Origin of the sequence: Klebsiella sp. C239, from assembly GCF_048822715.1 — a bacterium.
In the GTDB taxonomy this organism is placed as follows: domain Bacteria; phylum Pseudomonadota; class Gammaproteobacteria; order Enterobacterales; family Enterobacteriaceae; genus Klebsiella; species Klebsiella quasipneumoniae.
This window is the reverse complement of record NZ_JBMEZK010000011.1, coordinates 1-14,471: the sequence shown is the minus strand read 5'-3', so window position 1 is coordinate 14,471 and position 14,471 is coordinate 1. Positions and strand designations below refer to the sequence as shown.

At 54.2% G+C, this 14,471-nt stretch carries 14 protein-coding genes and 1 pseudogene; 3 read left to right on the top strand and 12 right to left on the bottom strand.

What is annotated here, in order from left to right:
- Position 1 precedes the first annotated feature (1 nt).
- Positions 2 to 796 (top strand): ABC transporter ATP-binding protein, encoded by a 795-nt coding sequence (locus ACOI6Z_RS23010; protein WP_102001364.1) that lies wholly within the window; start codon positions 2 to 4, stop codon positions 794 to 796.
- Positions 793 to 2,292, top strand: coding sequence for an HAL/PAL/TAL family ammonia-lyase (locus ACOI6Z_RS23005; RefSeq protein WP_065812741.1), 1,500 nt, complete (start codon positions 793 to 795; stop codon positions 2,290 to 2,292). The genes ACOI6Z_RS23010 and ACOI6Z_RS23005 overlap by 4 nt, the downstream gene beginning before the upstream one ends.
- Before the next feature lie 29 nt (positions 2,293 to 2,321).
- On the opposite strand, the gene sapF is transcribed toward ACOI6Z_RS23005, so the two are convergent.
- The 3 genes from sapF to sapC are packed head-to-tail and all read right to left on the bottom strand — an operon-like array spanning position 2,322 to position 5,015.
- Positions 2,322 to 3,131, bottom strand: coding sequence for a putrescine export ABC transporter ATP-binding protein SapF (gene sapF, locus ACOI6Z_RS23000; RefSeq protein WP_004203898.1), 810 nt, complete (start codon positions 3,129 to 3,131; stop codon positions 2,322 to 2,324).
- Between the two features lies 1 nt (position 3,132).
- Entirely contained in the window at positions 3,133 to 4,125 is a 993-nt protein-coding gene (gene sapD, locus ACOI6Z_RS22995) for a putrescine export ABC transporter ATP-binding protein SapD (protein ID WP_023289349.1), read from the bottom strand.
- Positions 4,125 to 5,015 carry a putrescine export ABC transporter permease SapC gene (gene sapC / locus ACOI6Z_RS22990; RefSeq protein WP_004151901.1) on the bottom strand — a complete coding sequence of 297 codons (891 nt, stop codon included), beginning with the start codon at positions 5,013 to 5,015 and terminating at the stop codon, positions 4,125 to 4,127. The genes sapD and sapC overlap by 1 nt, the downstream gene beginning before the upstream one ends.
- A 146-nt stretch (positions 5,016 to 5,161) precedes the next feature.
- Here sapC and ACOI6Z_RS22985 point away from each other — a divergent pair, with 146 nt between their 5' ends.
- A complete protein-coding gene (locus tag ACOI6Z_RS22985) occupies positions 5,162 to 6,379 on the top strand; it encodes a tyrosine-type recombinase/integrase (RefSeq protein WP_023300902.1) in 1,218 nt (405 codons plus the stop codon).
- A gap of 220 nt (positions 6,380 to 6,599) precedes the next feature.
- On the opposite strand, the gene ACOI6Z_RS22980 is transcribed toward ACOI6Z_RS22985, so the two are convergent.
- From ACOI6Z_RS22980 to ACOI6Z_RS22940, 9 genes and pseudogenes are all read right to left on the bottom strand, one after another.
- Positions 6,600 to 6,839 (bottom strand): DUF4060 family protein, encoded by a 240-nt coding sequence (locus tag ACOI6Z_RS22980; RefSeq protein WP_420687524.1) that lies wholly within the window; start codon positions 6,837 to 6,839, stop codon positions 6,600 to 6,602.
- A 7-nt stretch (positions 6,840 to 6,846) separates the two neighbouring features.
- Positions 6,847 to 7,155: a hypothetical protein gene (locus tag ACOI6Z_RS22975; RefSeq protein WP_016160778.1), complete on the bottom strand. Its 309-nt coding sequence runs from the start codon at positions 7,153 to 7,155 to the stop codon at positions 6,847 to 6,849.
- Between the two features lie 140 nt (positions 7,156 to 7,295).
- A pseudogene (locus ACOI6Z_RS22970) lies at positions 7,296 to 7,763 on the bottom strand (DUF550 domain-containing protein); the annotation flags it as partial.
- Positions 7,756 to 8,094 carry a hypothetical protein gene (locus tag ACOI6Z_RS22965; RefSeq protein WP_064154892.1) on the bottom strand — a complete coding sequence of 113 codons (339 nt, stop codon included), beginning with the start codon at positions 8,092 to 8,094 and terminating at the stop codon, positions 7,756 to 7,758. The gene ACOI6Z_RS22965 and the pseudogene ACOI6Z_RS22970, both read right to left, overlap by 8 nt.
- Positions 8,095 to 8,128: 34 nt before the next feature.
- Positions 8,129 to 9,217 (bottom strand): RecT family recombinase, encoded by a 1,089-nt coding sequence (locus ACOI6Z_RS22960; RefSeq protein WP_420687523.1) that lies wholly within the window; start codon positions 9,215 to 9,217, stop codon positions 8,129 to 8,131.
- Between the two features lie 12 nt (positions 9,218 to 9,229).
- Positions 9,230 to 12,274, bottom strand: coding sequence for a RecE family exodeoxyribonuclease (locus ACOI6Z_RS22955; RefSeq protein ID WP_420687522.1), 3,045 nt, complete (start codon positions 12,272 to 12,274; stop codon positions 9,230 to 9,232).
- A 137-nt stretch (positions 12,275 to 12,411) separates the two neighbouring features.
- Positions 12,412 to 12,567 carry a YdaE family protein gene (locus tag ACOI6Z_RS22950; protein ID WP_420687521.1) on the bottom strand — a complete coding sequence of 52 codons (156 nt, stop codon included), beginning with the start codon at positions 12,565 to 12,567 and terminating at the stop codon, positions 12,412 to 12,414.
- 8 nt (positions 12,568 to 12,575) lie between these two features.
- Positions 12,576 to 12,767, bottom strand: coding sequence for a YebW family protein (locus tag ACOI6Z_RS22945; protein WP_004179600.1), 192 nt, complete (start codon positions 12,765 to 12,767; stop codon positions 12,576 to 12,578).
- A 645-nt stretch (positions 12,768 to 13,412) separates the two neighbouring features.
- Complete coding sequence (locus ACOI6Z_RS22940; protein ID WP_117028931.1) at positions 13,413 to 14,342, bottom strand: hypothetical protein; 930 nt, start codon at positions 14,340 to 14,342, stop codon at positions 13,413 to 13,415.
- Positions 14,343 to 14,471 lie beyond the last annotated feature (129 nt).

Below are 14,471 nucleotides of genomic sequence, written 5' to 3'. Positions count from 1 at the left end.
GATGCTAGATTCACGTCCGGTGACCTTATCGGTCAGCGATATTCATAAGTCCTTTGGCTCCCTGGATGTTCTGAAGGGGATCACCATCCAGGCGCAGCAGGGCGATGTCATTTCGATCCTCGGCGCCAGCGGCTCCGGTAAAAGTACGCTGCTGCGCTGCATTAACCTGCTGGAAACGCCCGATGCCGGAGTGGTCAGCGTCGGCGGCGAGACGATTGAAATGAAGCATCATGCCCGTGGGCATCGGCTGGCGGCGAACCCCCGGCAGATAGAGCGCCTGCGCTCGCGGCTGGGGATGGTCTTCCAAAGTTTTAACCTCTGGTCGCATATGACGGTTCTGCAGAATGTCATTGAGGGGCCGCATTATGTGCTCAAACGGGACAAACGAACCTGCATTGAACAGGCTGAGCAGTTGCTGGAGCGAGTGGGGATGTTGAACCGAAAGGATTTCTATCCTGCGCAGCTCTCCGGCGGCCAGCAACAGCGCGTGGCGATAGCCCGCGCGCTGGCCATGGAGTCGGACGTCATGCTCTTTGATGAACCTACCTCAGCGCTGGATCCCGAACTGGTCGGCGAGGTGCTAAAGGTGATGCGCAGCCTGGCGGAGGAGGGACGGACGATGCTGGTGGTCACCCACGAGCTGGGATTCGCCCGCCATGTTTCCAACCGGGTGGTCTTTATGCACCAGGGGACGATTGACTGCGACGGTGCGCCAGAGGCGCTGTTTGGCAGCCAGGGATCCGCGCGCTTCAAGCAATTTATCTCCAGCCACCAACAGCCAGGACAGGTCGTATGAAAATGATCCAGTGGGGTGATGCGCCGATACGCTGGCAGGAGGTGGCTTGCGTTGCCCGGGGCGAGGCGACCTTGAGCCTCAGCGACAGCGCCTGGTCGCGTATCGCGCAAGGGCGGGCGATTGTCCAGCATATCGTTAAAGCCGGCCAGGTAGCCTATGGGATCAACACCGGGCTGGGGGCGCTGTGCAATATTACGCTGCCGGAAGCGCAGCTACACCAGCTGTCGCGCAATACGTTGCTCAGCCACGCCTGCGGGGTGGGACCGTTGCTGGAGGTCGCCCCAACCCGGGCAATTATGTGCGCCGCGGTGGCCAATTTCAGCCACGGTAAATCCGGGATCTCCGCCGGGATAGTGCAGCAGCTGTTGGCGTTTTTGCAGCATGGCGTCACCCCTCAGGTGCCCTCCCAGGGGTCAGTTGGCTATTTAACGCATATGGCGCACATTGGCCTGGCCCTGATGGGGGTTGGCGATGTGCTCTGGCAGGGGCGAACGTGGTCAGCGGCAGAGGTCCTGTCGCAGCTAGATCTGCAGCCCATCGCGCCGGGAGCGAAAGAGGGGCTGAGCCTGGTCAACGGTACGCCGTGCATGACCGGTCTGGCCTGTCTGGCGTTAGACGACGCCGAGCGCTTAATGAACTGGGCCGATGTAACCGGCGCGATGAGCTTTGAAGCGCTTCGCGGCCAGCTTGTGGCATTCGATGCCGAGATCCTGGCGCTGAAAGCCAGCCCCGGGATCCAGACCAGCGGCCAGCGGCTGCGTGAGCTGCTGGCGGACAGCCGTCTGCTGGCCGAAAGTGAAGGACTTCGCACCCAGGATGCGCTAAGCCTTCGCTCGATGCCTCAGGTGCATGGCGCCTGCCGCGATCAGTTTAGCCACGCGCAGACGCAGATAAATATCGAACTCAACGCCTGTACTGATAATCCGCTGATCCTGGGAACCGTTGAGCAGTGGCGGGTGGTCTCCCAGGCGCATCCGCACGGCGAATCGGTGGCGATGGCCTGCGATTTGCTGGCTATTGCTATGGCTGAGCTGGGCGCCATCGCTGAACGACGCCTTGACCGGCTGGTGAATCCTCTGGTGAGCGGGTTGCCGGCGTTCCTGGTCGCCCGACCGGGCGTGAATTCAGGCATGATGATTGCCCAGTACGTCGCCGCGTCGTTGTGCGCGGAAAACAAGCAGCTGGCGCAGCCGGCGGTGCTGGATAATTTTGTTACCTCGGGTCTGCAGGAGGATCATTTAAGCCTGGGCACCGGCGCAGCGCTGAAACTGCAGCGCCTGCTGGGCAACCTCTATCAGATCCTGGGCATCGAATATTTACTCGCCGCCCAGGGGCTCGATTTTTACGAGCCGCAGAAGTTGGCGGCGGGCACGCGCCGGGCGCGAGACCTGCTGCGCGAAAGCGTGCCTGGCTGGGAGGACGATCGCTGGCTGGCGCCGGACATCGCCAGCGCGGTGGCCATCCTTAAGCGAACCGTTGGCCACGCGCCGGCGTGAGGTCTGCGGGCGAGGTGAATGAGACGGCGCTATTTGCCGTCTTTGCGCCAGGCGTCGGCGGTGAGAGCCTCACCGAAGTGGCCGGCGATCAGGCGTCGGGTCAGGTCATGCAGCGGTGAGGCCAGCACATCGGCGGTGCTGCCGCGCTCAACCACTTCCCCGTTATGCATCACCAGCACCTGATCGCTGATGTGCTTCATCATTCCCAGGTGCTGGGTGACATAGATGTAAGAGATGCCCTGTTTCTCCTGCAGCTCCAGCATCAGGTTGATGAGCTGGGAACGCATCGACATATCCAGCGAGGCCAGCGCCTCATCGCAGACGATGACCTTCGGGCGCAGGATCAGCGCCCGGGCGAGGCCAAGACGCTGCTTCTGACCCGGGGCCAGCATATGGGGATAGTAGCTGACGTGGTCCGGCAGCAGGCCGACCATGCGCAGGGTGTCGATGATCTGTTTCTGCCGCGCTTCGGCGTCAAGGTCGGTATTCAGCCGCAGCGGAAAATCGAGGATCTGCGAGATGCGCTGGCGCGGGTTTAGCGACGTCGACGGATCCTGAAAGATCATGCGAATCTTCTGGCTGCGGTAGGAGTAATCCCCGAAGGTCAGCGGATGGTCATCGATCAGCACCTCGCCGCTGGTGGGCTCCACCATGCCCGCCAGCATCTTCGCGAGGGTGGATTTTCCGGAGCCATTCTCGCCGATAATCGCCAGCGTCTGCCGTTCGCGCAGAGTAAAACTCAGCGGCTTAACCGCCTCCACCGTCTGGCGGTGAAACCAGCCGGTGCGATAGCGAAAGGTCTTACTGAGTTGGCGCACTTCCAGCAATGTTTCGACCATTTCACTCTTTCTCCATGTTCAGCGGGAAATGACAGGCGTACAGGTGATTGCGCGCCCCGGTAAGACGCGGGGTTTCAATACACTCGCGCTGGGCGTACGGGCAGCGCGGCCCCAGCCGACAGCCGATGGGCAGCTGCTCCAGCAGCGGTATCGCCCCCGGCAGGGTGTTGAGACGGCTTTTATGCGGCATGGCGCTGCCAAAATCCGGGATCGCGCGGATTAACGCCTGGGTGTAGGGGTGATGCGGCAGGGTGATCAGCTCTTCGCTGGGCCCGCTCTCCACCGTCTGCCCGCAGTACATGACGTTGATTTTATCCGCCCATTTGCTGAGCATCTGCAGATCGTGGCTGATCAGCAAAATGGTGGTGTTGTTGTTCTGGTTGAGCCGCGTCAGCAGGCGGATAATCTGCGCCTGCGTCGTGGGCTCCATAGCGTTAGTCGGTTCATCGGCGATCAGCAGGCGCGGCTGGTTGGCCAGGGCAATGGCAATCATCACCTTCTGGCACTCGCCTTCGGTCAGCTGATAGGGGAAGCTGCGCATGGCGTCTTTGTGATCTTTAATCCCGACGCGGTGCAACAGCTCGATGGCCCGACGTTTACGCCAGCCCAGCCGCTGCCACCAGCGGCCCTTGTAGGTCCAGCCAGGGATACTCTGGATCAGCTGCTGGCCGATGCGTTCAGAGGGGTCGAGGCACGACTGGGGCTCCTGGAATATCATCGACACGTTGTGGCCGATCAGTTTCCGGCGCTCGCGGTTCGACAGCCGCAGCAGATCGATGTCGTCGAAACGCATGCGGTCGGCCGTGACCCGCCAGTTGTCTTTTGTCACGCCGCAGATAGCTTTGGCGATCAGGCTCTTCCCGGAGCCGGATTCCCCCACCAGGCCACGGATTTCGCCTTCGGTCAGGGTCAGGCTGACGCGGTCGACGGCTTTTACCCAGCCTTCGTTGGTTTTAAATTCGATGGTTAAGTGACGAATATCGAGTAACGGCATTATTCTACCCCGGCAATGATCGCCCGGCGAATACCGTCGCCCAGCAGGTTGACCAGCAGTACGCTGAGCATAATCGCGGCCCCGGGCAGCATCACGGTCCACGGCGCAACATAGATAAGCTCCAGCGCATCGCCCAGCATCGCTCCCCATTCCGGCGAAGGCAGCTGAGCGCCGAGGTCAAGAAAGCCCAGCGCGGCGATATCCAGAATAGCCATCGACAGGGCGCGGGTGATCTCGGTCACCAGGCCGGAGGCGATATTGGGCAGGATGGCGAACAGCAGAATATTCAGCGTCGACGCCCCGTCGAGGCGGGCGGCGATGATGTACTCTTTCTCCAGCTCATCGTGGACCATGCTGTAGACGGAGCGCACCATGCGCGGCAGCAGCGCCAGCCAGACGGCAAACATCGCATGGCTGAGGTGCGGCCCGGCAAAGGCGACGACGATGATCGCCAACAGCAGCGAGGGGATGGAGAGCAGGGTATCGAGGATATGGTTCATCACCGCCGAGCGCAGGCCGTGGGTCGATCCGGCAATGACGCCCAGCACCAGGCCAAACAGCGTGGCGCCGAGGGTGACGACAAAAGCGCCGCCGACGGTCGGCGCCGCGCCGCTCAGCAGTCGGCTGAGCACATCGCGCCCCAGGTCATCGGTTCCGAGGAAGAAAGAGACTTCCCCATAGCGCGACCACGATGGCGGCAGCAGCTGGTAGCCGAGGAACTGCTGGTCGATGCCGTAGGGGGCGAACCAGCCGCCGAAGACGCAAAGCAGCAGCAGCCCCGCGCAGCCGTACAGGCCGATCATCGCCGTGGTGTCGCCATAGAATTTACGCCATACGGTGCGCAGCGCGCCGGGCGGACGCTTTTCCAGATAAACGCTATCGTAGGGCATATGAATCCGTTTTAAGTTTGTTAGTCATGCTTTAAGTCTTTTCAAAAATCCCGCTAATAACAACATCTTGCCAACATAGAGTGCTTTAATTTTGTGTGTTCTGCATTGATTTGAAGGTTATCAATTTAAGTAAAATGTGTACACTGATGTGTATATCGTCTTCCGGAGTGTACACATTGCTTACCGACACAAAATTAAGAAAAGCTCTTGGCAAAAAGAGAGACCAGATCGAGGTCATTTCGGACGCTCATGGTCTGAATGTCCGGTTGTCTACTTCCGGCAGTATAACATTCTTTTACCGCTACAGATGGAACGGGAAAGCCGCTCAGCTAACGATTGGCGATTATCCAACCACCTCCTTATCTCAAGCTCGCGAACGTAGACAGCAGTTCAGGGCCTGGTTGACAGAAGGACTCGATCCGAGACGGCAAACAGTTCTGGAGAAACAGAAAAAAGTCGAAGCACTCACCGTTAAAGAGGCTTTCGATTACTGGGAAAAGTATTACTGCATCCCTGAAGGTCTTGTGAAAATCAAGGTTAACCGGCGGGACTTCAATAACCATATAGCGCCTGTGCTGGGGAACATGATTGTTGATCAGACCACTAAAGCGCACTGGCTTAACCTTTTTGATGGCATGGGGCGAAGAGTTGTCACTGGTCAGATGCTTGGGCTGATGCAGCGTACGTTCCGTTTTTGCTCCAATCGAGGGGTAATTAATGTGAACCCAATTGAGAGCCTTAGGCGCTCTGACGTAGGTCTCACAGCATCCGTAAAAGATCGCAGATTGAGTGATGAGGAAATCAAAACAGTTTGGAACATCCTTCCTGAAATGAAGTACCGACAACAGCTGATAATGAAGTTTCTCATCATGACTGGCTGCCGGAGTACAGAGATCAGAACAGCAAGATGGGAGTGGTTTGATTTCCATGAGCAAACGTGGACCATTCCGGCAAGCGATTATAAAACCGGGAAATCGGTCAGAAGGGCACTTCCCGAGGCAGTAGTAAGAATGATGTTAGCAGAGAAGGAAACGTCAGTTTCAAAACATGTTGTGACACTGTCACGTTACAGGGGGCCAGAAGATGACAGACCGCCACTACAACCAAACGTCGCTCTGTTTTCTGCTCAGATTATAGCTAAAACAGGCATGAAGCCCTGGTCTCTCCATGACCTCAGACGAACAGTGGCGACACGCCTTTCTGAATTAGGTGCGCCGCCACATGTTGTGGAAAAACTGCTTGGCCATCATATGGCAGGTGTCATGGCACGTTATAACCTGCATGATTATCTGGATGATCAGCGTCACTGGCTTGCTGTTTGGCAGGATCACCTTGAGAAGCTGGTTGGTCAGCCTCTGGTTTGATCCCCACGTTATCTTCCCAGGCCAGCAGGTCTGAAAGTCTCCACCTTTTAGGGCTGCCATTTATTTTAGGCTGCGGGAATGGCTGAGCAAAGTAAGAGGGCATCCGGGATGGGGTGCTCCAGAAATAGAGTGTGCTGCGCGATATTTTGTATCTGGACAGAACGTCATCGGTTATCAAAATTTCATCTGATTTATGAGATGTATTAGTCATAAAAACCCCTTAGTTACTTTGTCCAGGCAGATGGTGTAGCCGGCGCGCGCAGCTCATGGCTGTGGCCACATAGCTACTTTTTCTGTTAACAACTTCTACAGTGATCTTTGAGCCTTGAACCACCACCGTATAAGTTCTTTTCGTTTTCTGTCGCCCGTAGGCTCCATAAAGCTCAACGTGTTTTGCCAGTGCCGCATCGCACGCCTGGCGGCCCAGCGGTGATTGCTTGCTTCGGTTAATCAGTTGCATATTCACCTCACACAAAAACATCAACTGGATCGCCAGCTGCGCGCGCGTTGTCGTTCGCTTCCCGGCGGAGGCCGAGAACATAGCCAACGGGATCCCAACTGGACAGAATTGCATTGAGCTCTTTATGGCTGTGCCAGGTAGTCAGGCGCTTTTTAAGCTCGGTGGCGCAGGCGCGCACGTTAGCCCGGGTGGGGCCGGCCATCTTCATGCACAAGCACAAAGTCAGAAGCAGATCCGAATATTCGTCGGCGGCTGCGCGCAATGCTGCCGGGTCGATGCTGGCTTCCAGCTCGGGCAGGCGGTGTTTCAGGCTCATTTGGCACCTCCCTTACGACGAAGAGCCATTCTCAATCTGTTTTTCGCCAGTCTGGCTTTGCGTTGTGCGGGCGTTTCACGTTCGCGAGCGCGCGCATTTGATTCACGATTACGGCGGCGCCTGGCGTTGAGTGATTCGTCTTCGCTTCGTAAATGCATCCGAGGTTCCCCGTCCTTTGGCTCGGGCCACTGGCGCGCCTTATTTACCGCGAGCTTATCGATCATCGCCTGGGTAATCTGCTCGTCAGTGATTCCCGCTCTGCGCTGGGCATCCCACATCAGGAACTGCATATCAGCCCATTCGCTGTGGTCGTTAGGTTCCGCGGCAGCTTCAAGCGCTTCTATGCTGAGGTGTTTCAGTGGGCCAGCCGGACCAACATTGCCGAAGGTGGCATGCGACCATTTAGCGTGTTCGCGGCGAACCTGATTGCGAGCAAATGAGAACTCCCCCATCAGCGCAGCCAATGCGATTTCAGTAATACGCAAATACATGGCTGCGCGGGACGGATTGCTGAATTCACCCTCTTTTAAAAACTTCGACATTTCCGCCACGTCAGCACGGCACACGGCGATTAATTGCTCATTAGTGAAGGTGGCGATATCAGTCATTCCAGGCCTCCAGCTCGTTCTGAATTTCTTCATCAATAGCTTCGTTGCAGGCAAACGCATCAAGAATGAGCTTTGCGTCTTTGCGATAGTGCTCCCGACGTTCGTCGTACCAGTCTGAGAAAACCGACGACCAACCCTTAATACCAAAATCAGCTCGGGCGTTATCTTCTGCCATTCGTTCAACCATGCAGTTAGCCGTGGTGAGTGCAGCTTCGCGGATATACCCACGCAGATCGCGCTTACGCCAGACAGTGCTAAATTTTGAATCGCAGCGCCCTTTGAACTCAACTTCCCAGCGACGGATGCAACGTGCATTCAGTGATTTGCTCATATCGTTACCGGGAGGGCGAACCCTCCCGCCTCCCTTAGCCCACGTATTCCGGTTTCATGTCGTCCAGGGTGATGCGGAACTGGTCATACAGTTCATCACCGAGGTGGCGGCGCGATGAGGTCAGGGTGCTTTCTGCCTTCGCGAATAATGCTTCTGCCTCCGGATCCCCCGGGTTAGGGAGTGAATTTATGGCGGCCTCAACTTTGTTCTTTGCATCAACAAGGTAGTAGCGTTTCACTGCCTTACTCTTCAGTTCGGTATACAAAGCAGTACCCAGCAGAGCTTTCTGTGATTCGATGTCTACACGAATGGCTTTGGCCCGATCCACTGAGTCAGCTGTATCAATCCGGTCTCGGAGTTCGTCAGCAACAGAGTCAACGTTAGATGCAGGCTCTTGCGTGCTGGTGGAATCGCCAACGGAGTGTGTTATTTCATTCAGCGAGACTTTTTCTGCCTGCGCCGGGTTGATAACCCTTTCTTCGCGTTCGTCAATTTCATCGGCGGTATAGACCCCGAGGATCACATCCGGGCAGTACAGTCGCGCCCAACGTTTAACGGCGAGATAGGCCAGTTGCTGACGGGGGTCGCTCGCCCACAGTGTAGAGTTGCGGACTTGTGCCTGCGAAAGCATCAGCACAAGCTCGCGAGGTTCTGATTCTCCTTTGAGGGTTGCCCAGGCGCGGACGCCCACGCCAGCTTCATCTTGCAAATCCCAGCCCGGCGCGATGTAGTCGTTACCTTTGCCGCTGGTTTTTTTAATAAAGCGACCAACGATATTTTCCCATGCACCAAACCATTCAAAATGGATCCGGTCTTTGGTTGGAGCCATGGTGTTAATTACCGCATTCACCAGTTGAGCCTCATAGCCAAGCACACCTGAGTTACCCACGATGAAGGTTTTCTGTGCCACTGCAAACGGATCCATACCCCAACGCGCTGCCTGCATCACTACAGCCATGCACGCATCTGGTTTCCCACGATAATGCTCAGGCACGAAGTTTCCACTATTGGCCATTACTTCCGAGAGCGTGCGCAGGCGGTTGAACAATTCACCGTTCGTCAGGATAGAAACGTTGTCGATCTTCTGGGTCTGGTTTTCAGTAGTTGCGACTAAATTGGACATTGTTATTCCCCCTTATGCCTGTACGCGCAGCGCTTCGAGGCGGCGCACATCAAAATCGTTAAGCTCTTCGGTGTAGTCTTCGGTAATCGGCGCAGGCCAGTCGCCAGTGTCGAAACCGTTCGCAATGGCGCGCATAGCTTTGCGGTATTCCAGCATGCCGAGTTCCAGTAGTTCTTCGGATGCCTCGATGATGGCGATCCAGTGGTAGTTCTCGTCTTTGTTAACGAATATCCAGAAGAACTGGTCAAGGGCTGCGGTTTCGCAGTACATAGCCGCGCTCAGGTGGTAGTCGCGCTCGATGATTTCCCTGTGCAGCTTCGCGCGCAGGCCTTCCTGCTTGATGTTCCACATACTGATGGTTTTCAGGTCCGCTCCGATGCGCAGGCCGCCCATGTCTATCTCAAGGTCAGGACGCACGCGAACTTCCAGCCCGGTTTCCTCATCAATGCCGAAATAGCTCACCTCGACGGCACGGCTCGGGTGCGTCAACAACTTGCCAGCGGTCGGGTGATTCAACAGTGCTTTCTGAATGGCCAGTGCCGTAGCCAGTTGCTGGCGGGTAACCAGCACTTTTTCTTCAGGGTTTTCGCGCCATGCATCCAACAACTCATCGGCAAACACGGCATCCGGTTTAACCGATTTCACGGCCTGAATCAGATCCGCCTTAGTACCTGATACTTTCAGCGGCTGCGCCTTCTTTGCTTCCTGAGCAACCATGTCAGGATTGATAATCGCCAGTTGTTCCAGCATGGCATCACGGCTGCCGCTGGTTTTAACAGTCGCTGGCAGGGTGGCGTTGTATTCTTTGATGCAGGCCTTCATTGCTGACGCGGTAAAGTTTTTATCGTCACCAACGATTCGCTTGAACTCGTCAGGTAATTCCAGATATGCAATGCCAATTGCATCTTTGTCGCCGCTCAGCGGTACAGGAGCGGGCAGGGTGGCGTTGTGCGCCTCCAACTGCGCCTTGATATCGTCAGCACTCAACAGCGGCGGAAGCCCGGCGTTGTACTCGTCGATAAACGCACGGATCGTCGCCGTCGTCGTGAAGGCGCCTTCCGGGATTTCCGGCTCGATGCTGAATTCTTTTTCCAGCTGATCAGGCTGCAGCGCCAGCGCATGCACCAGATTTCCCATATCCAGAACAGGGGAGCGCACCTTCTGGATGGTTTTGGATACGTGGCGTGCCTCGAAATACATCAGCGATACCCGGGCATCTTTAACCATCGTGGAGCTGATGCCGTTAGCGGCGTGGTAGACCTCATTTGGCACGCCTTCATATCGACCAGGCTCGAAATACTCCGGCCATGCTGGCGCTGCTTGTTCAGCCTCATCCTCTTCATCGCTATGAGCACTCTCGGAAACCTGGCTTTTCAGCACTTCGGCGGTAAGATCCGGACAGCGTTCAGCCAGTATTTCGCTCATGTTCACGGCAGTTGTTTGCGCAGGAGGTTCATCAGCGCCTTCGCCTGTTGATACCGAACTATCAATTTCGTTTTTGACTGACTGATCCGCTTCCATCTGCACATTGCTGGTGGTTCCTTCTTCGGTGGCATTAGTAGCCGGTGAAGTCATAAGGCCTTCAATTGAAAACATTCCGCCGCCGAGATTGGCAATTTCCAGGGATCGGGGTTTGGTCAGGTCTTCGGTTATCCACTTCGGATCCGTGGGGTCACTGATACCTTCGACATATTCGCCGCGTTCGGCGGCCAGAACCGGATTAGCGTCAGGGCGTTTCTTTTGAGCTTCTTTCACCAGTTCGGTGCCAATTACCTGAAAGTCTGTTGGGAGAGTTTCCAGGTCAGGCACACCTTCATCTCCATCGATAGCCTTTTTCACAGCGTCCAGAGTGACGGCGGCAGATGAAACATGACCAGCTTTCTCAAGCGTCTCAGCAGAAGGGGCGTTATGCTTATGCTCGGTCAGGTTCGCATTGATATAGGTCTGCAGACTTACCGGGAAATGATGAATATCGCTGGTGGCGCCACGAATAAGGGCAAAAATGGCTGCGCGGGAATAATCCAGGATGCCTGCGACCTTGCGCAGCGCTGCCGACCATTCCTTGAACGGACTTTCTTTCTTCTGGACGATCTCTTTGGCCCGGCGGTGAATTGATGCCGGGAAATTGTAGATATCGAAATCCATTGGCATTGTGGCCAGGGCTATTTCTACATCGAGCGTATCAAGGGTATGGGTGTAGTCAGGGGTGCGATCGGTTTTATTACCGCCGCCAGCATTCGTACCTGCATCGGTTTTCAAAACCGAAGAAATGCAGTTACCGGCAGCCCATTCCCTGGTGAGAATGCCGCGGTCGATCGCGTTCGTGGCGAACCACAGCTTTGCAAACTGAATACGTTTGCCGAGCTCATGCCGTTTCCCTTCCGGGAAGACTTTTTTATTGGCGCTGGTGAATTTCCAGAGCGCCGGCATATCGTATTTTTTGATTTCAGGGACATTCTCGGCGGCCAGAATCAGATCCTGGACGGCTGCGTTATCAGTGTCCATTTCAAGAGCTGACAGCTCCTGCCGGTGAGGCATGCTGATATGATAAACGTGACGTTCTTCGGCCATGTACTGCGCCAGCAACTGAGCGCGAAAGGGGAGTTCTGCCACGTTAAAAAGCGCGCTCGAATCGTCCTGGTATTCATCACTACCGAAAGCTTCCACAGTCTCATCTTGTAACGCGTCGACAGTGGTATTGGCATCAACCTGCTCTACAGTAACGGCCTCAGAGGTTACTCCGGCATCATCGCCGTGATGAAGATCAGCAGGCGCCTGTCCAGGCTTCTGAGTCCAGGTGCGGCTATCGTCGCCGAGCTGGTAGCGTTCGCACCATGAGTAATCGAGAACACCCTCCGCCGGCAGGTCGTTGAATACCGGAAAATCGGTGCGAATTGGTTTTTGATAGTCTTTGCCGCGGCCTGTTTCGATCCCAGCGTCTTCCAGATCGACGTCCAGTTGCAGAAGGGCGCGAGCTTCTGATTTATTAGTGCGCCAGATTACGGCATCAGCTTTACCCGATTTTTGAGTCGCTTTTATCAGATAAAAATATTCCATGTGATAGCCTCTATTTTGGATGTAGAATCCCCCGGGCCATTGGTAGCGCCCATTCAGGGTGGTCATTGGTTTTGGTAATTTCCGGTGTAACTTTGGTCGGTGGCACCGGACGTACAGCCCGCTTCGGCGGGTTTACGTTAGCCCTCGTGAGCCATCTGGTCGTGAGAAGCGCAACGTTCTGAGCAATACTCTCTTTCTTTCCGTGCGAGCTGGTTCCCCTGGAGGTACAACAGGGTGCTAACCACTGGTTTTCCCTCGATTGCTTTACGGCAGTAACCGCATTTCTTCTGCATTCCTCCCCCTACATTTGCACCGTGAACCCGGCCGGATGTTCATCCAGTACACCTTTCAGCGGATAACATTCAGCTTTCACGTGTTGCTCTTCTGCGGCTGCCTTGCAGTCATTCTCAGTGTCGTAAACGCCGAGCAGGACATCCTGATTACCGCCCGTCAGCATGCTGACGGTGAGAACCAGGGCAAACATCGTGCTCATGAAGTGTCTCCTTTTTGCGCGAGCATGTAGCTCACCCGGCGGATGAAAGCTGACAGCGGACTTAAACGAATAGCCTGCTGACGAGCGGGTTTGCGTGCGAAATCAATCATGTAAATAACTCCCTCAGTACGCAGAAAAGCGCGATCCAGATGAAGAGCCCAATTACTGCTGAAATGACCATGGCTCTGATGCCTTGCTTACTCATTTCAACCTCAGCCATTACGTGGCCAGCGGAACGTTTAAACCTACTGCGCGTTGATCTCTCCACCTCATCCGGTGTTTCGTATGCCGCCGGCAGCTACTTCGTGGGCGTCCTGCCTGGGTGGTTTGTTGCTACGAGATAATTAAACACTTTGTTTATTATTGTGTCAACTAAATGGGTTTATAAATATAAACAAAAAGTTTAATTTTGAGTGTGTATAGGCCTTTGCAGCATCTTTTTAAAGCAGTTGGCGGTTAGAAAATCAGCGGGGAGCAGGTTGTATGGATTACGATGAAGATAAGGCGGAGCTTATACTGATGCATTTAGGATGGTTGTGGTGGATCTACTAGTGGATGGTCACTTGGTCACACAACATGGGGAAAGCTGGAAACGTCATAGGGAAGGGGTCATAAAAAACCCGGCACTATGGCCGGGCTAGTATTCTAAATGTTAGAGCCAGATTTCCACTCTGGTTGAGACACTAATGTATATCTAGGTCTCCCATTACCAACGGTTTTTCTAACAAATACCGCAGAAGCAGTAACACCTAAATGTTTGTTAATGATACCAGGATCACCAATTGCTTTATCGATACTTGCTGTCTTAATGTCGGTGTTACCCAGCACAATAAACTCACACTGGCGTTTGTTAGGAAGAGTGCCTAAAAATATCACTGTTTCAACAATCTTTTCCTGCTTAATGTTATCGCTACTTAGTTGATTGTAGACAACTTCGAGTTGCTTTGGCTCTCTAAAAACAATATTGAAGTCATTGTTTTTTAAAGTAAAAACAGTTTTATTTTCATATAGATAATGTATGAAACTACGGATTTTTTCTATTGCACGAAAATCTAAATTTTCTAAAGCGTCGGAAAGCTCTTCATCATCATTATCTAAGCTGGCCTGCAATATTTTTCTTGTCTTATCAATAGCTTTAGAGACTGGTGTTTCTTCATCGAATGTAAGTGGCGCATCAGGTCGGAACTCTTCAAGTACAAATCCAAAAGAACCCCTTGCTGATGCTGTGATCATCAGGCGGTTATTTTCAATGTTTGGTATCCTTCCTGATGCTGGTAGAGGGCCGTTAAATGCACTTGCCACATAGGCTATTGCATCATTAAAACAGGATACAGCTTTCGACCCAAACACTGCTGAAATCCCGTGAGTACCAATGACTGTAGGACCTCTAAAGGTTAACACCGCATGCGTCGGTTCATGCTCTCGAACGTCAGCTTGAGAAATTATTCTTTCAACATTTTTTAATCGATCTTCTAAGCTTTTCCTGCTGATGGACTGACCGATTGGCATGTTTTTTAATAAGTTACTTATTTGCTCGCGTTCACTGAGAGCGAAAACATAATCATTACGATTCATTGTTTGCCTCCCCAGTAGTGGCAGAATTAAGTATAGTCATTGCCACAACATCAAGCTGTGGGTTCAATGGGATTTGAATAAAACCTTTCCATGACAAGTCACGTTTATGAGCCCACATACTGTACCAAT